This window comes from Actinomycetes bacterium (assembly GCA_036000965.1).
Lineage (GTDB): Bacteria > Actinomycetota > CALGFH01 > CALGFH01 > CALGFH01 > DASYUT01.
Genome location: DASYUT010000348.1, coordinates 1 through 18,839, shown reverse-complemented (window position 1 = coordinate 18,839; position 18,839 = coordinate 1). Strand labels below are relative to the sequence as shown.

Annotated in this window: 19 protein-coding genes and 1 tRNA gene; all 20 read right to left on the bottom strand. The window is 70.9% G+C overall.

All coding sequences use genetic code 11. From position 1 onward, the window contains the following. Positions 1-10 precede the first annotated feature (10 nt). Positions 11-565 carry a CDP-diacylglycerol--glycerol-3-phosphate 3-phosphatidyltransferase gene (gene pgsA, locus VG276_31120; protein ID HEV8653732.1) on the bottom strand — a complete coding sequence of 185 codons (555 nt, stop codon included), beginning with the start codon at positions 563-565 and terminating at the stop codon, positions 11-13. A gap of 108 nt (positions 566-673) precedes the next feature. Then, entirely contained in the window at positions 674-1,435 is a 762-nt protein-coding gene (locus VG276_31115; protein ID HEV8653731.1) for a nuclear transport factor 2 family protein, read from the bottom strand. After that, a complete protein-coding gene (locus VG276_31110; GenBank protein HEV8653730.1) occupies positions 1,432-2,154 on the bottom strand; it encodes a GntR family transcriptional regulator in 723 nt (240 codons plus the stop codon). Before VG276_31110 ends, VG276_31115 begins: the two co-directional genes overlap by 4 nt. Positions 2,155-2,300: 146 nt before the next feature. Then, positions 2,301-6,314 carry a DNA-directed RNA polymerase subunit beta' gene (locus VG276_31105; GenBank protein HEV8653729.1) on the bottom strand — a complete coding sequence of 1,338 codons (4,014 nt, stop codon included), beginning with the start codon at positions 6,312-6,314 and terminating at the stop codon, positions 2,301-2,303. 1 nt (position 6,315) lies between these two features. Continuing rightward, positions 6,316-9,768, bottom strand: a complete 3,453-nt coding sequence (locus tag VG276_31100; protein HEV8653728.1) for a DNA-directed RNA polymerase subunit beta — start codon at positions 9,766-9,768, stop codon at positions 6,316-6,318. Between the two features lie 490 nt (positions 9,769-10,258). Continuing rightward, entirely contained in the window at positions 10,259-10,651 is a 393-nt protein-coding gene (gene rplL, locus VG276_31095; GenBank protein ID HEV8653727.1) for a 50S ribosomal protein L7/L12, read from the bottom strand. 14 nt (positions 10,652-10,665) lie between these two features. Continuing rightward, positions 10,666-11,316, bottom strand: a complete 651-nt coding sequence (gene rplJ / locus VG276_31090; GenBank protein HEV8653726.1) for a 50S ribosomal protein L10 — start codon at positions 11,314-11,316, stop codon at positions 10,666-10,668. 340 nt (positions 11,317-11,656) lie between these two features. Continuing rightward, a complete protein-coding gene (locus VG276_31085; protein ID HEV8653725.1) occupies positions 11,657-12,526 on the bottom strand; it encodes a hypothetical protein in 870 nt (289 codons plus the stop codon). A 14-nt stretch (positions 12,527-12,540) separates the two neighbouring features. Next, positions 12,541-13,260 (bottom strand): 50S ribosomal protein L1, encoded by a 720-nt coding sequence (gene rplA, locus VG276_31080; GenBank protein HEV8653724.1) that lies wholly within the window; start codon positions 13,258-13,260, stop codon positions 12,541-12,543. A 191-nt stretch (positions 13,261-13,451) separates the two neighbouring features. Beyond that, on the bottom strand, positions 13,452-13,898 hold the full coding sequence (gene rplK / locus VG276_31075) for a 50S ribosomal protein L11 (protein ID HEV8653723.1): 447 nt from the start codon (positions 13,896-13,898) through the stop codon (positions 13,452-13,454). Between the two features lie 37 nt (positions 13,899-13,935). Then, a complete protein-coding gene (nusG, locus tag VG276_31070) occupies positions 13,936-14,502 on the bottom strand; it encodes a transcription termination/antitermination protein NusG (GenBank protein ID HEV8653722.1) in 567 nt (188 codons plus the stop codon). Positions 14,503-14,538: 36 nt separating this feature from the next. Next, the gene (gene secE, locus VG276_31065) at positions 14,539-14,871 is read right to left on the bottom strand and encodes a preprotein translocase subunit SecE (protein HEV8653721.1); all 333 of its coding nucleotides are present in this window, start codon (positions 14,869-14,871) and stop codon (positions 14,539-14,541) included. Positions 14,872-14,948: 77 nt separating this feature from the next. Continuing rightward, a tRNA-Trp gene (locus tag VG276_31060) sits at positions 14,949-15,024 on the bottom strand. Between the two features lie 182 nt (positions 15,025-15,206). After that, positions 15,207-15,614: a hypothetical protein gene (locus tag VG276_31055; protein ID HEV8653720.1), complete on the bottom strand. Its 408-nt coding sequence runs from the start codon at positions 15,612-15,614 to the stop codon at positions 15,207-15,209. After that, positions 15,611-16,207, bottom strand: a complete 597-nt coding sequence (locus VG276_31050) for a sigma-70 family RNA polymerase sigma factor (protein ID HEV8653719.1) — start codon at positions 16,205-16,207, stop codon at positions 15,611-15,613. Before VG276_31050 ends, VG276_31055 begins: the two co-directional genes overlap by 4 nt. Positions 16,208-16,267: 60 nt before the next feature. Further along, positions 16,268-17,200, bottom strand: coding sequence for a glycosyltransferase (locus VG276_31045; GenBank protein HEV8653718.1), 933 nt, complete (start codon positions 17,198-17,200; stop codon positions 16,268-16,270). Positions 17,201-17,202: 2 nt separating this feature from the next. Next, positions 17,203-17,616, bottom strand: a complete 414-nt coding sequence (locus VG276_31040) for a MaoC/PaaZ C-terminal domain-containing protein (GenBank protein ID HEV8653717.1) — start codon at positions 17,614-17,616, stop codon at positions 17,203-17,205. Further along, on the bottom strand, positions 17,613-18,083 hold the full coding sequence (locus tag VG276_31035) for a MaoC family dehydratase N-terminal domain-containing protein (protein HEV8653716.1): 471 nt from the start codon (positions 18,081-18,083) through the stop codon (positions 17,613-17,615). The genes VG276_31040 and VG276_31035 overlap by 4 nt, the downstream gene beginning before the upstream one ends. A gap of 312 nt (positions 18,084-18,395) precedes the next feature. After that, positions 18,396-18,560 carry a 50S ribosomal protein L33 gene (gene rpmG / locus VG276_31030; GenBank protein ID HEV8653715.1) on the bottom strand — a complete coding sequence of 55 codons (165 nt, stop codon included), beginning with the start codon at positions 18,558-18,560 and terminating at the stop codon, positions 18,396-18,398. Positions 18,561-18,699: 139 nt separating this feature from the next. Continuing rightward, positions 18,700-18,839: elongation factor Tu (locus tag VG276_31025; protein ID HEV8653714.1), on the bottom strand; the 140-nt coding region annotated here is incomplete at its 5' end.

Here is an 18,839-nt window from a genome sequence, read left to right as displayed (position 1 = left end):
CCCGCCCTCGTCACCGGCCTGCCCTCACCAGGTCGCCGAAGCGGGAGAAGTAGTCCAGGGCCGAGGCGGCGCTCACGATCGCCACGGCCAGCATGGCCCACTCGTCGAGCCAGAGCGCACCGAGACGTACCGGCGGCCGCAGGATGGCCAGGGTGATGCCGACCACCTGCATGTTGAACTTGAGCTTGCCCCAGATGGAGGCGGAGATCACCACCGACGCGGCCGCCGCGACCGCCCGCAGGCCGAGCACGGCGACCTCCCGGGCGATCACCACGAAGGCCACCCAGACGTCGACCCGGTCGACGGCGAGCAGGCCGAGCAGGGCGCCCATCACGAGCAGCTTGTCGGCCGTGGTGTCGAGGAAGTTGCCCAGGGTCGTGACCTGCTGCCAGCGCCGGGCCAGGTAGCCGTCCACGAAGTCGGTGAACGAGGCGACCAGGAAGACCAGGGCGGCGAGCACCTTGGCGTCGTCGGGGCCCCCCCCGGTCACGAGCAGGGCGAGCAGCACGGGCACCAGCACGATCCGGACCAGGGTGATCCGCGTGGACAGCGTCAAGGTCCTCATCAACCCCTCCCTTCCCCGCTCGGACCGGCCACATCTGGAATCCTACGACTGGAAGGGGCATTTCCCCAGGGGCAGCTGGCAACCAACCCTGGACCTGGAGGGGAGCCACTAGATCTCCACGTCGTCGTAGATGCGGGCGGCGGCCAGGCGGCCGCTCGGGGTGCGCTCGTAGCAGGCCACGCCTGCCTGGGGCTCGAGCACCCGGTCGCCCCAGGAGACCACGTTGTACTCGAGCACGGTGCAGGTGCCGTCGTCGGTCACGGTGCAGTGCTCGAGCGGGATGCCGCCCACCGCGAACAGCCCCTCGTAGAAGCGTGCGAGCCCCTCGGACCCCTGGTGCAGGTGGCGGCCGCCGCTCGGCTCGCGGGCGTAGCCGTCGGGCTCGAACAGCTCGAGGATGGCGTCGAGCTGGCCGGCGGCCAGCGCCGCCTGGTAGCGCTGGACGACCGGCGGCAGGAGCAGGTCAGCCCGCTCGGGCAGCAGCGGCGGCCGCACCCGGTGGGCGCCCTCGAGCGGCCACAGGCTGTGGTAGGCGCGGACGCTGGCCAAGCGGTCGCCGTAGCGCTCGCCGACCAGCGCGACCGGCAGGTCCACCTGCCCGTTCCCGTCGTCCAGGAGCAACACCGACTCGACCACGGTGCGCGAGCCGCTCCGGGTCGTGCGCCCGGGCACCAGGTGGGCGTCCCGCTCGTCGAGCCAGTCGGCGGTGGCGGCGGCGAACGCCTCCACCGCCTCGACACCAGCCACCCGGCCGACGCGCGGGTCCTCGACCACCGGGTTCCGCCCGAACAGGCCCACGAACGCCTGGGGCCGGCCCTCGACCAGCAGCGGCAGGTAGGCCGTGAGCGGCTCGCTGGTGAAGTCGGTCATTGCTGGGAGACGCCGCTGAACGCCTTGACCAGCGTCTGGCTCGACTCGGCCAGGTGGGCCCGCATGTGCGCCGCCGCCGCCTCCGGGTCGCGGGCGGCGATGGCGGCGACGATGCGCTGGTGCGCCGAGGTCTCGGCGATCGAGGTGAGGTGGCCTCCGAGCTCGGGCATCAGGTGCAGCAGGCGCTCCACCTCGTCGAGCAACCCCTCCAGGACCTTGATGAGGCGCCCGTTGCCGGCCGTCTCGGCCAGCGTCAGGTGGAAGGCGCGGGCCGAGCGCATCGCGGCCCCGTAGGAGGCCTCTTCGTCGGCCTGGACCCTGGCCGCGCCCCGCAGGCGCTGCAGCAGGGCCTGGGAGCCGCTGGCGGCCGCGTCGGCGGTCACCTGGGGCTCGAGGAGCTGGCGGAGCGCGAACACCTCCCGCACGTCCTCGAGGGAGAGCGGCCGGACCAGGTAGCCCTTGCGGGGCAGGACCACGATCCACCCGTCCTGGACGAGCAGGCGGAGCGCCTCCCGGATGGGGGTCTTGCTGACGCCGAAGCGGGTGGCCAGGTCGTTCTCGATCAGGGGGGCGCCGGGCCGGATGCCCGCTGTCAGGATCTCCCGCTTGAGCGCCTCGTAGGCCAGCTCGGTGAGGGAGGCTCGCCGGCCGGGTCCGGCCTCAGCGCCCGGCTGCAGCGGTGGGATGCCGCCGCTGGGGACCGCCAGCCTGTCGACCATCGTCACCCATCCTGAAGAGATGAGAGAACCGCAGGAGACGAGCATCGCATGCTCGTCCCTCTCCGGCAGGTATGTCGCAAGTATACGAGTGGTGACGGCGACGGCCCGGGCCGCAAGGCCCGGGCCGTCGCTGGTCCCGTTGGGGTCTACGACTCCTCGAAGGCGTCGAACTCCTCAGGGGCGTAGCCGGTGCCGGCGTCGACGTCGACCAGCTCACCCTCGGCACCTTCGACGGTGCCGATCGGGTTGCCGTCCTCGCCGTAGTACACGCCGTCGTAGCTCTCGTAGGTGTTGCCGAACGCGTCCATCGCGTAGGCCGTGGCCGGCATCTCGGCCAGGATCGGGGCGACGCTGCGGTAGCGCACCATGCCGGTCCCGGCCGGGATCAGCTTGCCGATGATCACGTTCTCCTTGAGACCGAGCAGCGAGTCGCTCTTGCCCTCGATGGCCGCCTCGGTGAGCACGCGGGTAGTCTCCTGGAAGGAGGCCGCCGACAGCCACGACTCGGTCGCGAGCGACGCCTTGGTGATGCCGAGCAGCTCGGGACGGCCGTTGGCCGGCGTCCTGCCGGCTTCCAGCGCCTCCCGGTTGGCCCGCTCGAACGTGGCCCGCTCGACCAGCTCACCGGGCAGCAGATCGGTGTCGCCGCCCTCGAGCACGGTGACCCGCTTGAGCATCTGGCGCACGATCAGCTCGATGTGCTTGTCGTGGATGGTCACACCCTGGGAGGTGTAGACCTTCTGGACCTCGTCCACCAGGTGCACCTGGGTCGCCCGGATCCCGAGCACCCGCAGCATCTCCTTGGGGTTCGGGGTGCCGTCGATGAGCGGCTGGCCGACCTCGATCTCCTGGCCGTCCTCGACCCGGAGCCGGGCCCGGCGCGGCACGATCACGGTCCACTCCTCGCCCTCGTCGGAGGTCACGGTGACCTGGACGCCCTTCTCGACGTGCTCGACGGCCACCCGGCCGGAGAACTCGGCGATCGGGGTCATGCCCTTCGGGGTGCGAGCCTCGAACAGCTCGACCACGCGGGGCAGGCCGTGGGTGATGTCCTCGCCGGCGATGCCGCCGGTGTGGAAGGTCCGCATCGTGAGCTGGGTGCCCGGCTCGCCGATCGACTGGGCGGCGATGATGCCGACCGCCTCGCCGATGTCGACCAGCCGGTTGGTGGCCAGGCTGCGCCCGTAGCAGAGCTGGCAGACGCCGACCTTGGACTCGCAGGTGAGCACCGAGCGGCAGAGGATCTCGCCCACCCCGTGCTCGACGAGCGCGTCCGCGACCATGTCGTCGACCTCGGTGCCCGCCTCGAACAGCAGCTTCTGCGCCTTGTTGGAGTCGGGCACGACGACGTCCTCGGCCAGGATGCGCGAGAGCGCCTGGCTCTCGACCGGCCGCGACCGGACCCAGTCGTACTCGCCCTTGGTGCCAGGCCTGGGCCGGCGCACCGCGGTGGTGACCGGGATGCCGCGCTCGGTGCCGCAGTCGTGCTCGCGCACGATCACGTCCTGGGTCACGTCGACCAGGCGCCGGGTCAGGTACCCGGAGTCGGCCGTGCGCAGGGCGGTGTCGGCCAGCCCCTTGCGGGCGCCGTGGGTCGAGATGAAGTACTCGAGCACGGTCAGGCCCTCGCGGAAGTTGGCCTTGATCGGCCGCGGGATGATGTCGCCGCGCGGGTTGGCGACCAGCCCGCGCATACCGGCGATCTGGCGGACCTGGGTCATGTTCCCGCGAGCCCCCGACGTGGCCATCATGTAGATGGGGTTGAAGGGTTCCTGGCGGAAGCGCTCCTCCATGTCCTCGCGGACCCGCTCGGTCGCCTCGGTCCAGATCTCGATGAGCTCCTGGCGGCGCTCGTCGTCGGTGATGATGCCCTTGCGGAACTGGGACTCCACCTTCTCGGCGCGCTTCTCGAACTCGTCGAGGATCTGCTGCTTGTGCGGCGGCTTGAGCACGTCCTGGATGGACACGGTCACGCCGGCCCGCGACGCCCAGTGGAAGCCGAGGGTCTTCATGTTGTTCAGGACCTCGGCGGTCATGGTCTGGTCGTAGCGGTCGGCGATGCGGCCGACCAGGGTCGACAGCTCGCGGTTCTGCAGCGTCTCGTTGACGAACGGGAAGTCGTCGGGCAGCGCCTCGTTGAACAGCAGGCGTCCCACGGTGGTCTCGACCTTGCCGTCGTCCTCCACGTCGGCCCGCTTGCCCTCGGGCAGCCGGACCACGACCGGGTCCTGGAGCTGGATCGACTTGAAGTCGTAGGCCATGACCGCCTCGGCCACCGAACCGAACGCCTGCAGTCTGACGTTTGGTTCGGTGGCATCGGTGCTCTTCTTGGAGCCCTTCCTCGCCGAAGGCGTCGACCCGTTCGTCGCCGCTGGCGACGCCGGTGTCTTGTAGGTGAGGAAGTAGATGCCGAGGACCATCTCGTGGGTCGGGACGGCGATCGGCCGGCCGTTGGCGGGCGACAGGATGTTGTTGGTCGACAGCATCAGGATGCGCGCCTCGGCCTGCGCCTCGGCGGACAGGGGCACGTGCACGGCCATCTGGTCGCCGTCGAAGTCGGCGTTGAACGCCTTGCAGACCAGCGGGTGGATCTGGATGGCCTTGCCCTCGACGAGCACCGGCTCGAACGCCTGGATGCCCAGGCGGTGCAGGGTCGGCGCCCGGTTCAGCAGCACCGGGTGCTCGCGGATGACCTCCTCGAGCACGTCCCAGACCTGCGGCCGGGAGCGCTCGACCATGCGCTTGGCCGACTTGATGTTCTGGGCGTAGGAGAGGTCCACCAGCCGCTTCATCACGAACGGCTTGAACAGCTCGAGGGCCATCTGCTTTGGCAGCCCGCACTGGTGGAGCTTCAGCTCCGGCCCGACCACGATGACCGAGCGGCCCGAGTAGTCGACGCGCTTGCCGAGCAGGTTCTGGCGGAAGCGGCCCTGCTTGCCCTTGAGCATGTCGGACAGGCTCTTGAGGGGCCGGTTGCCCGGCCCGGTGACCGGCCGGCCGCGGCGGCCGTTGTCGAACAGCGCGTCGACGGCCTCCTGGAGCATGCGCTTCTCGTTGTTGACGATGATCTCGGGCGCGCCCAGGTCGAGCAGCCGCTTGAGCCGGTTGTTGCGGTTGATGACCCGCCGGTACAGGTCGTTCAGGTCGCTGGTGGCGAAGCGGCCGCCGTCGAGCTGCACCATCGGGCGCAGGTCGGGCGGGATGACCGGGATGCAGTCGAGCACCATGCCGAGCGGCGAGTTGCGCCGGCCGACGAAGGCGCTGACCACGCGCAGGCGCTTGATCGCGCGCTGCTGCTTCTGGCCCTTGGAGGTCGCGATGACCTCGCGCAGGCGGACCTGCTCGCCCTCGATGTCCTCGCGGAGGAGCAGCTCCTTCATGGCGTCGGCGCCCATGCCGGCCGAGAAGTACTCGCCGAAGCGCTCGCGCAGCTCGCGGTAGTACTGGTCGTCGGCGAGGAGCTGCTTCGGGGTCATGTTCTTGAACATGTCGAGAACCCGTTCCAGCAGCTCGACCTGGGCGGCCGCCTTCTGGGCGATGTCCTTGAACGCGCGCTCGGCCTCGTTGCGGGCCTTGCGGCGCTGGTCGGACTTGGCCCCCTGGGCCTCCAGCTCGGCCAGGTTGGCCTCGAGCTGCGCCTTGACCGCTTCCTCACGCTTCTGCTTCTCGACCTCGACCTGCTCGCGCTCGTGGGCGATCTCGGTCTCGATCCGGGGCAGGTCGTCGTGCCTGCGGTCCTCGTCGACCCAGGTCACCACGTTGGCCGCGAAGTAGATGATCTTCTCGAGGTCCTTCGGGGCCATGTCGAGCAGGTAGCCGAGGCGGCTGGGCACACCCTTGACGTACCAGATGTGGGTGACCGGGGCGGCCAGCTCGATGTGGCCGATCCGCTCACGCCGCACCTTGGCCCTGGTCACCTCGACGCCGCAGCGCTCGCAGATGATGCCCTTGAAGCGGACGCGCTTGTACTTGCCGCAGTAGCACTCCCAGTCCCGGGTCGGGCCGAAGATCTTCTCGCAGAACAGGCCGTCCTTCTCGGGCTTGAGGGTGCGGTAGTTGATGGTTTCGGGCTTGCGCACCTCACCGTTGGACCACATGCGGATCTGCTCGGCCGTTGCCAGGCCGATCCGCAGCTCGTCGAAGTAGTTGACGTCGAGCAACTTAGACCTCCTCGACCGACGAGGGCTCCCGCCGGCTCAGGTCGATGCCAAGCTCCTCCGCGGCCCGGAAGACGTCCTCGTCCGTCTCCCGCATCTCGATCTCCTGGCCCTCGGCCGAGAGCACCTCGACGTTCAGGCAAAGGGACTGCATCTCCTTGATGAGCACCTTGAAGGACTCCGGGATGCCGGGCTCGGGGATGTTCTCGCCCTTGACGATCGCCTCGTACACCTTGACGCGACCGAGGACGTCGTCGGACTTGATGGTGAGCAGTTCCTGCAGGGCGTAGGCGGCGCCGTAGGCCTCGAGGGCCCAGACCTCCATCTCGCCGAAGCGCTGGCCGCCGAACTGCGCCTTCCCGCCCAGCGGCTGCTGGGTGATCATCGAGTACGGGCCGGTCGAGCGGGCGTGGATCTTGTCGTCGACCAGGTGGAGCAGCTTCAGGATGTAGATGTAGCCGACCGTGACCGGCGACGGGTAGGGCTCGCCGGTACGGCCGTCGTAGAGGATGGCCTTGCCCTCGGAGTCCACCAGCTTGCGCTGGTCACCGGTGATCGGGTCCTGGTAGGTGCCCACGGTCGCGGTGAGCAGGTCCTCGATGGCGGCCTCGTTGGCGCCGTCGAACACCGGCGTGCCGAGGTTGACCCGCTTGCCCTGGTGGGCGTCCGAGGCGCTCCAGCCGGCCACCTTGGCCCAGTCGGGCACCCCGTCGAACGACCAGCCGTGCGCGGCCACCCAGCCGAGGTGGGTCTCGAGGATCTGGCCGATGTTCATCCGGCTCGGCACGCCGAGCGGGTTGAGGATCACGTCGACCGGGGTCCCGTCGGACAGGAACGGCATGTCCTCCTCGGGGAGGATCTTGGAGATGACGCCCTTGTTGCCGTGGCGCCCGGCCAGCTTGTCGCCGTCGGAGATCTTGCGCTTCTGGGCCACGTAGACCCGCACGAGCTGGTTGACGCCCGGGTTCAGGTCGTCGCCGGCGTCGCGCGAGAACACCCGCACGCCGATCACCTTGCCGGTCTCGCCGTGGGGCACCTTGAGGCTGGTGTCGCGGACCTCGCGCGCCTTCTCGCCGAAGATCGCGCGGAGCAGGCGCTCCTCCGGGGTCAGCTCGGTCTCGCCCTTCGGGGTCACCTTGCCGACCAGCACGTCGCCCGGGGCGACCTCGGCGCCGATGCGGATGATGCCGCGCTCGTCGAGGTCCTTCAGGACGTCCTCGCTGACGTTGGGGATGTCCCGGGTGATCTCCTCGGCCCCGAGCTTGGTGTCGCGCGCGTCGACCTCGTGCTCCTCGATGTGGATCGAGGTGAGCACGTCGTCCTTGACCAGGCGCTCCGACAGGATGATGGCGTCCTCGTAGTTGTGGCCCTCCCAGGGCATGAACGCGACCAGGAGGTTCTTGCCGAGCGCGAGCTCGCCCGCGTCGGTACAGGGCCCGTCGGCCAGCACGTCGCCGGCGGCCACGCGGGTGCCCTCGGTCACGATCGGCTTCTGGTTGATGCAGGTGCCCTGGTTGGAGCGCTCGAACTTGCGCATGCGGTAGGTCTTGGCCGACCCGTCGGCGTGCCGCACGGTGACCGTCTCAGCCGAGACGTCCTCGACCGTGCCGGGCTGCTCGGCCACGACCACGCCGCCGGCGTCGACCGCCACGCGGCCCTCCATGCCGGTGCCGACCAGCGGCGCCTCGGACCGCAGCAGAGGCACCGACTGGCGCTGCATGTTGGCGCCCATCAGGGCCCGGTTGGCGTCGTCGTGCTCGAGGAACGGGATCAGGGCGGTGGCCACCGACACCATCTGGCGGGGGCTGACGTCCATGTAGTCGACCTCGGCGGGCAGCACGTTGGCGACCTCGCCGGTGACGCCGACGCCCTGGCCCGTGCCGTAATCGGCCCGGGCGGCGCTGCGCTGGCCGGACACGCCGGCCGAGCGGCTGCCCTGGCGGACCAGCACGCGGTCCTCGACGAAGTGGCCCTTGGCATCGACCGCCGCGTTGGCCTGCGCGATCACGTGCAGGTCCTCGTCGTCGGCGGTCAGGTAGTCCACCTTGTCGGTGACCCGGCCGTTCTCGACCTTGCGGTAGGGGGTCTCGACGAAGCCGTACTCGTTGATGCGGGCGTAGGTGGAGAGGTTGCCGATGAGGCCGATGTTCGGACCCTCGGGGGTCTCGATCGGGCACATGCGGCCGTAGTGGGAGGGGTGGACGTCGCGTACCTCGAACCCGGCCCGCTCGCGCGACAGCCCGCCCGGACCGAGCGCCGACAGGCGGCGCCGGTGGGTCAGGGCGGCCAGCGGGTTGGTCTGGTCCATGAACTGCGACAGCTGCGAGGTGCCGAAGAACTCCTTGATGGCGGCGACCACCGGGCGGATGTTGATCAGGGTCTGAGGCGTGATCGCCTCGGCGTCCTGGGTGGTCATGCGCTCGCGCACGACCCGCTCCATGCGGGAGAGGCCGATGCGGACCTGGTTCTGGATCAGCTCCCCGACCGAGCGCAGGCGCCGGTTGCCGAAGTGGTCCTGGTCGTCGGTGATCGTGGTCGGGTCGCCCTCGTGCAGCCGGACCAGGTAGTCGACGGTAGCGATGATGTCGTCGCGGGTCAGGGTCAGCTCGCGGTGGGAGTCGTCCAGGCCGAGCTTCTTGTTCAGCTTGTAGCGGCCGACCTTGGCCAGGTCGTAGCGCTTGGGCTGGAAGAACAGCCCGTTGAGGAGCTGGCGGCCGGACTCGGCGCTGGGCGGCTCGCCCGGGCGCAGGCGGCGGTAGATCTCGACGAGGGCGTCCTCCTCGGTGCGGGTGTGGTCCTTCTCGAGGGTGAGCATCATCGTCTCGGACTCGCCGAAGCGCTCCCGGATCTCGGCGTCGGTCATGCCGAGGCCGCGCAGCAGCACGGTCACGGGCAGGCGGCGCTTGCGGTCCAGGCGGACGCCGACGGTGTCCTTCTTGTCGACGTCGAACTCGAGCCAGGCACCCCGGGCGGGGATGACCCGGCAGGAGGTCAGCATCTTGTCGAGGGTCTTGTCGGGCTCCTGCTCGAAGATGACCCCGGGCGAGCGGACGAGCTGGGAGGTGACCACCCGCTCGGTGCCGTTGATGATGAACGTGCCCTGGTCGGTCATGACCGGGAAGTCGCCCATGAACACCGACTGGGACTTGATCTCGCCGGTGGTGCGGTTCTGGAACTCGGCCTGCACGTGGAGCTTGCGCGAGTAGGTGTTGTCCTTCTCGCGGCACTCCTCGACCGAGTGCTCGGGCTCCTCGAAGCGGTGCTCACCGAATGTGAGCGCCATCTGGCCGGTGAAGTCTTCGATGGGACTGATCTCTTCGAAGGTTTCCCGCAGCCCGTCGGTGATCAACCACTCAAAGGACTGTCGCTGGATGGCGATAAGGTCAGGGATGGGAAGGATCTCGGGGATCTTGCCGAAGGAGAGTCGGGGCGAGACCGAGGTACGCGGGTCGCTCAAGAGGCGTCCCTCCCCTTTCGCGGGAAGTCGGTGAACGGGTGCGCGGGCACGCCCGCAGGCACGCCAAAGCCGTCACGAGCGGTCGGGTCAAGGGCGCGCGAAGACATACGAAGGAGCAGTGTAGCGCTCGCCTACACTGCTGTCAACAACGACTTGAGGGTCTGCGTGTGCACCTCTCAAACGTCGGGCTCGACGGGAGTGTGGCGCCCCCACCGGAGCGTGTCAAGAGAGTCAGTAGAGTCAGGCGAACGGCGATGCCTGGCCAATTGGGGTGTAACCCGTCATGGGCCGGGGTGGTGCCGGCTCATGGCCGGGTGGTGCCAGCCCGGGCTCCGTTCTCCGCTCCGACAAGCGCAGTTGCTGGGAACGGGGTCCCGGGCGGGCTTCCTTGCCGATCCGTCCTCCCACCTGATGCCAGACTGGCCGTTCCCCACCTGATGCCAGACTGGCCGTCGGCGTCGGAAGGGTCCGAGTAGTCGGGGTTGTTGGGTTACTTCAGTTCGACCGAGGCGCCGGCGCCTTCCAGCTGGGCCTTGGCCTTGTCGGCCTGCTCGCGGGGGACGCGCTCGAGGACGGGCTTGGGGGCACTGTCGACCAGGTCCTTGGCCTCCTTGAGGCCCAGGCTGGTGAGGGTGCGCACCTCCTTGATGACCTGGATCTTCTTGTCGCCGGCAGCGGTCAGGACGACGTCGAACTCGGTCTGCTCCTCCTCGGCCGGCGCGGCCTCGGCCGTGGCCCCGCCGGCCGGGCCGGCGGCGATCGCGACCGGGGCGGCCGCCGAGACCCCGAAGGTCTCCTCGAACTGCTTCACGAACTCCGACAGCTCGAGGAGGGTCATCTCCTTGAAGGCGTCCAGGAGGTCGTCGGTGGACAGCTTGGGCATGATCTGCTTGCTCCTTACTCGGTCGCGCCGGGGTCGGCGGAGTCAGTGTCGGCCGGGGTGGCCTCGGCCTCGCCTGCGGGGGCCTGGTCGGCCGGGGTGGCCTCGGCCTCGCCTGCGGGGGCCTGGTCGCCGGGGCTGGCGCCGGCCTCCTCCTCGAGCTTGTCCCGCAGGGCGGCGGCCATGGTGGCCACCTGGCGGAGCGGGGCAGCCAGCAGGCTGGCGGCCTGCTGCAGCGACGCCTGCAGGAGCCCGGCCATGCGGGCCAGCAGGACCTCGCGTGACTCGAGGGTCGCGAGCCGGCGCACGGCGTCGGCGTCCAGCACCTTCCCCTCGAGCACGCCGCCCTTGACCACCAGGGCCGGGTGCATGCGGGAGAACTCGGCCAGGTCCTTGGCGGCCTGGACCACGTCGCCGTGCACGAAGGCCACCGCGGTCGGGCCCTGCAGCAGCGGGACGAGGTCCTCGTACCCCACCTCGCGCACTGCGATGCTGGTCAGCGTGTTCTTGACGACCTTGTACTCGGTCTGGGACCCGCGCAGCGACGCGCGCAGCTCGCCGAGCTCTCCGACCTTGAGGCCGCGGTACTCGGTCAGCAGCGCGGCCGCCGACCCTTCCAGACGTCCCTTGATGGCCTCGACCTCAGCGACGTTGCTCGCATTTGGCACGGCCTCACCTCCCTGGCTCACCGGGGAGCCGCAGTCCAGGGCCCCCCGTCCCCCCGCACACACGAAACGGACGGCCCCGAGGACCGCCCGTCGGCGTGCGCGCACGGCTCCGCACCGGAGGTGCTCGCCTGCGCCGGCGCCCGTCGGGACGGGCCTTGGTGTCGCGCTGCGACAACCGGGCGGTCTTCGGCTCGGGCGAGGGTACATGCCTCACGGGTCGCCGACAAGTTGGCCCTGGCAGCACCCCCGGGGCGGGCGGCGGCAGGGTCAGCCTCGGCGGCGCGACGCGCTCTCCACAGGGTCTCGCGGGGGCGTGGTTCCATGCCCGCCAGGGGCGTGGTCACATGCCAGCCAGGGCGGGGTCCGACACGCGGACCGCCACGGCACCGTCGATAGGTGGGGCGAGCAGGCCCCGCGCGGCCAGACCGTCCAGGGCGGCGTCGACGGCCAGGGTGTAGGTCCAGGCCAGGAAGGCGCCCTCGTCGTCGCCACCGGGGATGCGGCGGCGGACCGGGTCGAAAGCGGGCAGGGACGCCTCGATCAACCGGACCACCGACCACCCGAGCGCCTCGGACAGCTCCCGGAGGGCGGGCTCGCGGCTCGTGGGCAGCGCGGGCGCCGCCTCCGGGTCGACCACCAGCTCGTCCCAGCGGGGGGCGAGGGGGCGGCCGAAGCGGACCAGGGCACCCCGGCCCGGGAGCACAGTGGCCCGCGCGAACCAGACGCCGGCGCCCTCGCGGTCGCCCTCGGCCAGCCAGACGAAGGCGCTGCCGAACGGCGGGGCGGCCAGGCCCTGGCGGCGCAGCAGGCGGCGCACGCCGAGGTCGAGGACGAGCCCGCCGACGACGAGGAAGGCAGCCGGAGGGCCGCCGGGACCCGACACGGTGGCGTGCACCGGCTCGTACTCGACCTCGAGCCGGCTCCACTCGCCTGCCACCAGGCGGGCGATGCTGGCGCCGAGGTCGGTCGCTGCCGAGCGGAGCGTCTTGACCTGGTCGGCCCGGCCCACCGGGAAGCGGGGCCGGCCGTCGGCGCCGGCCAGGCCGGCCGCCTTCAAGGTGGCGAGCCGGTGCTGGCCGAGGCGGTCGAGCGGCGCGCCGCCAGCCACGGCGGCCAGCAGCGCGCCGTGCACGGCCGGGTCGATCAGCTCGTCGGGCTCGACCGCCGGCGGCAGCGGCGCCCACCAGCCGAGGTGCCAGGCTTCCCGCATGGCGCCCCGGACCGCTATGCGGTCCGGGCCTCCCGGTCGGCGGTCAGGTTGCGGGTCTGGGCCGGGTCCACCTTGATCCCGGGGCCCATCGAGGTGGAGACGGTGATGCCCTTGATGTAGCGGCCCTTGGCCGCCGCCGGCTTGGCCCGCACGATCTCGTCCAGCACGACCTGGTAGTTCTCGGTCAGCGCGCTGGTCGGGAACGAGGTCTTGCCGAGGATCAGGTGCACGTTGCCCTTGGTGTCGACCCGGTACTCGACCTTGCCGCCCTTGATGTCGGTGACCGCCTTGGCGACCTCGGGGGTGACCGTGCCCGACCGCGGGTTGGGCATCAGGCCGCGCGGGCCCAGGATGCGGCCGAGGCGGCCGACCTGGCCCATCATGTCGGGGGTGGCCACGGCGGCGTCGAAGTCGAGGAACCCGCCCTGGACCCGCTCGACCAGGTCCTTGCCGCCGACGACGTCGGCCCCGGCCGCCTCGGCGTCCCGGGCCGCGTCTCCCTCGGCGAACACGGCCACGCGGACCGTCTTGCCGGTGCCGTTGGGGAGCGAGACGGTGCCCCTGACGATCTGGTCGGCCCGACGGGGGTCGACCCCGAGCCGGAAGGCGACCTCGACGGTGGCGTCGAAGCGGGTCGGGTTGGTGGACCTGGCCAGCTCGAGCGCGTCCCAGGGGTGGTAGAGGGTGGTGCGGTCGACCTTCTTGGCGGCCTCCGCGAACTTCTTTCCTGCCATCTGGTGGCATCCTCCTGTGGTCTGCGGAGCGCGCACGCGCCCCTCCCACCCGGCCGGCGGACTTGCCGGCCGGTCGCCGGCCCGAGCCTGGCCGGCGTCGCCGGTCGAGCTTGGCCGGGGTTGCGGTCGAGCTTGGCCGGCGAGATCAATCAGTCGCCGCGAAGCGGCTCCGAGCGGTTCGGTGGTGGGCGTCAGCCCGCCACCGTGATGCCCATGGAGCGGGCGGTGCCCTCGACGACCTTCATGGCGCCCTCGATGTCGATGGCGTTCAGGTCGGGCATCTTGGTCTCGGCGATCTCCCGGACCTGGTCCCGGGTGACCGTGCCGACCTTGGTCTTGTGCGGCTCGGGGGAGCCCTTCTCGATCCCGGCCGCCTTGCGCAGCAGCACGGCTGCGGGCGGGGTCTTGAGCACGAAGCTGAACGTCCGGTCTTCGTAGATGGTGATCTCGACCGGGATGACGTTGCCGGACTGCGCCGCGGTGGCCGCGTTGTACTGCTTGACGAAGTCCATGATGTTCACGGCGTGGGGGCCCAGGGCGGTGCCCACGGGGGGCGCCGGGGTGGCCGCGCCGGCCGGAAGCTCGATCTTGATGACGGCCGTCACCCTGCGGCGGCGGCGGGTCGACTGCGGTGGCATGGCTGGGAATCGCTCCTTGACGGTTGCGTTGCGGGGGCTAGAGCTTCTGGACCTGGTCGAAGGCGAGCTCGACCGGAGTCTCGCGCCCGAAGATGGAGACCAGTACCTTGAGCTTCTGCTGGTCGACGTTGATCTCCGCGATCGAGCCGGGGAGCTGGGCGAACGGACCCGAGGTGACCGTCACCGACTCGCCCACCTGCCACTCGACCCGCGGCCTGATCTTCTCGATCGGCTTGGTCTCGAGGATCTTGGCCACTTCCTTCTCGGACAGCGGGGTGGGCTTGGCGCCCGAGCCCACGAAGCCGGTGACCCCAGGGGTGTTCCGGACGACGTACCAGGAGTCGTCGTCGAGGTACATGCGGACGAGCAGGTAGCCAGGGAAGACCTTGCGGGAGACGACCTGCTTCTTGCCCCCTTTGATCTCCATGACGTCTTCCATGGGGATCACGACCTCGAAGATCTTCTCCTCCATGTTCATGGAGGAGATGCGGCTCTCGAGGTTGGCCTTCACTTTGTTCTCGTAGCCCGCGTAGGTGTGGACGACGTACCAGTCCCCGAAGCTGTAGCCGGGGCCGGTCTCGCCGGTGGCGATGTCGGTGCTCATGGCGCTCCTGGTGAATCGGATCGATCGCTCTGGCGGCTAGCTGAAGATGGCGATGACGGCCTTCCCGAACAGGGTGTCCATCCCGAAGATGACCGCCGTGATGGCGGTCACGGCCACCAGGACGACCACCGTGTAGGACAGCACCGTACGCCGGTCGGGCCAGTTGACCTTGCGCAGCTCGGCCACGACCTCGCTGCCGAAGCTCGTCATCCCGCTCAACCTCGATCGCCGCTTGCCGGCCTGCCCGACCGCGGCCTGCCTGGCCGCCTGCTGGCGGCTGACTTGCGCCTTGCGTAGCTGCTGCATGCGCTCGGCCTGGTCGGTCGTGCGCTGCTGGCGAGCCATTGCTCGCTTGGTCTCCCTGTTCATCGCTAGGACTGCTCCTCAGCGCCGAGTGGCGCAGCCGGTCGACGTGCACCCATGCCCGCTCCGGGGGGACATGGGGTTGGCAGGCCAGGAGGGACTCGAACCCCCAACCACCGGTTTTGGAGACCGGGACTCTTCCAATTGAGCTACTGGCCTGGGTAGGCGGGACGCCCCGGGCCTGGGCCCAAAGCCCACCAAGTATAGGGGCCAGGGTCCGACCCGCTCAAGGTGCCTCACCCGGGCGGGGTGGCACGGGCGTCCCGCACGGCGGGCTCGGCGCCTGCTCGGCCCGGGCCAGGGCGGGGTGGCACGGGCTGTGCCGCGCGGGCGGGCGGCGCCTACTCGGCCCGGGCCAGGGCGGGGTGACGGAGCGTGACCCGGGGGATGCCCCGTGGGCGTGGCCGTGGCGGTAGGGTGGCCGCGCGGCGCCGCTGGCGCAGGGCGTGGGCTACGACGATGGTGGCGACCAGGGCGCCGGCCGAGCCGGCGGCGACGACCGCCACCCTCGGATCGGCCACGCGGCGCCGGCCGATCGCGACCAGCAGCCGCTCCAGGGTGCCGTCGGGCGGGTCGGCCTCGAGTCCGCCCAGCACGGCCAACGCGTGCCCGAGGCGGCTGTACGCGGCGGCCTCGGCCGCGCAGCGGGAGCAGGCCATCACGTGGTCGGCCCGGACCTGGGCCTGCACCGGGGTCAGCTCCTCGGCCCGGGCGGGGAGCAGCGGGCGGGTCTCGTGGCAGCCGGTCATGACCGCCGTCCCGACGCCCGCCGGCGGCCGTTGAGGACGACCACCTGGCCGCCCTCGGCCGACTCGAGCTCCGCCTTGAGCCGCTCGCGAGCCCGGAACAGGCGCACCTTCACCGCCCCCGGGGTCAGTCCCATCGCATCCGCCACCTCGTCGGTCGACTGCCCGTACAAGTCGCGCAGCACGAGCACCTGCCGCTGCCCCTCGGGCAGCTCGGCCACCAGGCACTCGAGCCGCCGGGCGAGGGCCACCGTCTCGGCCCGCTCGGCCGGGTCCGGGGAGGGGTCCCGCGTGTCAGGCGGCACGACCCCTCCCTCGACGGCGATCCGCCGCGTCCGGCGCTTCAGTGCGCTCATGGCCACGTTGGTCGTCACCCGGTTCAGCCACGTCGTGAAGGACGCCTCATGGCGAAAGCTGCTCAGCTTGCGCACCACCCGAAGGTAGACGTCCTGGGTGACGTCGGCGGCGTCGTCCGGGTTGCCGACGAGCCGGAGCGCGCAGGTGTACACGCTCCGATGCGTGCGGCGCACGAGCTCTTCGAGTGCCCAGCGGTCACCGGCCTGAGCGGCCTCGACGAGCTCCCGGTCGACCTCCACCGCAGTCCCCTTCTACTGTCGAAGGCTTAGACCTTACCCGCAGGGCTCGGGTTACAGACGTCAGTTGTGACGGTGGTAGCCGGTGAAGCCACGCGTGAGCAGGTCGGTGCGGGACCTCCAGCGGCGCAGGAAGCGATCGTAGTTCTTGCGGGAGGCACGGTCCCGGGTTGCGGGGTCGGTGTCGTAGAAGCCGCGGTGGCGGTGCCTGGTGGCCGGGACCGCGACCCGGACCGCCCGGTAGCCGAGCGCGCGAACCGCGAACGAGTAGTCGAGGTCGGCGTTGCGGTAGTAGCGGTCCCTGGGGTCGACCTCGACCCGGGCGGCGAGTGCCCTGGGCAAGGCCAGCAGGTAGCCCTCGATCGCGTCGACCTCCGGCCCGTCGTCGACGTCGAACTCGAGCAGCGAGCGGGTGGTCACGCCCCAGCCGCCGGCCAGGCCCGTGCCCGGCTCGCCGAGCGCGTCGAGCAGCGGGGTGAGCAGGTCACCGGTGGCCTCGACGTGGGGGTCGAGCCAGACCAGGACCCGGCCAAGGGCCTGGCTCATGCCGAGGTTCATGGCCGCTCCGAAGCCGGCCGCCGGGTCGAGATGGAGCACCCCCACGCGGCCGTCGGTGGCGGCGAGCTCCTCGAGCGCCCGGCCGGTCGCCTCCCCAGCCGCGTCGTCGACCAGCACCACCTCGTAGTCGAGCCGGCCGCACTGCCTGGCCAGGGCGGAGGTCGCCCGGGCGACGTCGGAGGGCCAGCTGGTCACGTGGACGACGACCGAGGCGTCGTGCCGGTCGGGCGCGTCCCAGCGTGGGGCGAGGGTGGCCGGGTCGACCGTGTCGAAGGGAGGCGCCTCAGACAGGTCGGGGCCGGCGGGGGTGTCACGCACGAGCCAGCCGGCCGCGCGGAGCCGGTCCCGGAGGGCGTCGGCGCGAGCCCAGTCGCGGGCCTCGCGGGCCCGTTCCCGCTCGGCGACGAGGGCGCGTACCTCCAGCCCAGGCTCGGGCATGGTCAGCTCAGCTCCAGGTCGGCCTCACCCTTTGACAGCACCCTGTTCCCCTCGTCGTCCTCGGCCCAGAACCTGAGCGTCACCCGGCTCCCGTCCACCTTGGCGACCTCGCCGCCAGCGGTGAGGGTCTGGCCGGGCAGGATCATAGCCGAGAAGCGGACCTTGATTCGCTTGATCGCGCCCGGGTCGCCGGCGTAGGCGGCGACCATGCGGGCGGCGACCCCCATGGAGTACATCCCGTGAGCGATCACCCCGGGCAGGCCGACCGACCGGGCCGCCTCGTCGCTCCAGTGGATGACGTTGAAGTCGCCCGAGGCACCTGCGTACTTGACTAGGTCGAGGCGCTCGATCGGTTCGGAGACCTGGTCGAGCTTGTCGCCCGCGGTGACCTGGGCGGGGTCACGGCGTGGGCTCACCGGCCCTCTCCGTCGGCGGCCCTGGATGCGGTCCCGCGGGCGATCAGCAAGGACGTGGCCTGGCACACCGGCTCGCCGGCCTCGGTGGTGATCCTGGTCGTGATCGTGAGCAGCTCGTGGCGGCCCTTGGTCTGGGCAGCGGCCACCCGGCCGACGGCCACCAGGCGGTCGCCGGCCCGGATGGGCCGCTCGTAGACGAACTCCTGCTCACCGTGAACGACCCTGGAGTAGTCGAGTCCCAGCTCCGGGTCGGCGTAGACGAGTGCGCCGGCCCGGAAGGACAGGACGACCGGGAAGGTGGGCACGGCCGGGATGTCGGGGTGGCCGGCGGCCCTGGCCGCGTCCTCGTCGTGGTAGACGGGGTCGTGCTCACCGACGGCGAGAGCGAACTCGCGGAGCTTCTCTCGCCCGACCTCGTAGCGGATGGGCGGGTACTCCTTGCCCACCAGGGCCTGGTTCAGGGGCATTCGCTGCACTCCTCGGGTGGTGTTCCTCGGCCTGGCCACCGACGCTAGACCGCTGCCGGGCCCAGCGGCAACCAGCGGCGGCCTCAGGCCCGGACAACCAACGGCCTCGGAGCAACCAGCCGCTGGGGCCCGGGCAACCAGCGGCGGCCTCGGGGCCCGGGCTCGGGCGCGGAGCCCGGAACCCGAGAGCCCGGCGCGGAGCCCGGAACCGGAGAGCACGTGCGCGGAGCCCGGAACCCGAGAGCCACGTACGGAACCCGGAAACCCGAGAGCCCGGCGCGGGGGCCGGGCTCTCTCGCGGGCTGTCCACGATCAGCGGGTCTCGCGGTGGGCGGTGTGCCGGCCGCACCAGCGGCAGTACTTCTTGATCTCGATGCGGTCGGGGTCGTTCCGCTTGTTCTTGGTCGTCGTGTAGTTGCGGTGCTTGCACACCGTGCATGCCAGCGTGATCTTCGGCCTGATGTCGGTGGTCGCCACGTTGAGTCCTTCCTTCGGCCCCCGAAGCGCATGCCTCCATGCGGTTCGAGCAAGCCTACGCGAGAAGAGGGGGTCACGCGAAAGCGCCGGCCGCTCGAGGGCGGCCGGGGCCTCGGGAGCTCGAGGCTACTTCTCGAGGCTACTTGAGGATTTTGATGACGCGGCCGGCGCCGACGGTGCGGCCACCCTCCCGGATCGCGAACCGCAGCCCCTCCGCCATCGCGATCGGCTGGATCAGGCGCACCGTCATCTCGGTGTGGTCACCCGGCATCGCCATCT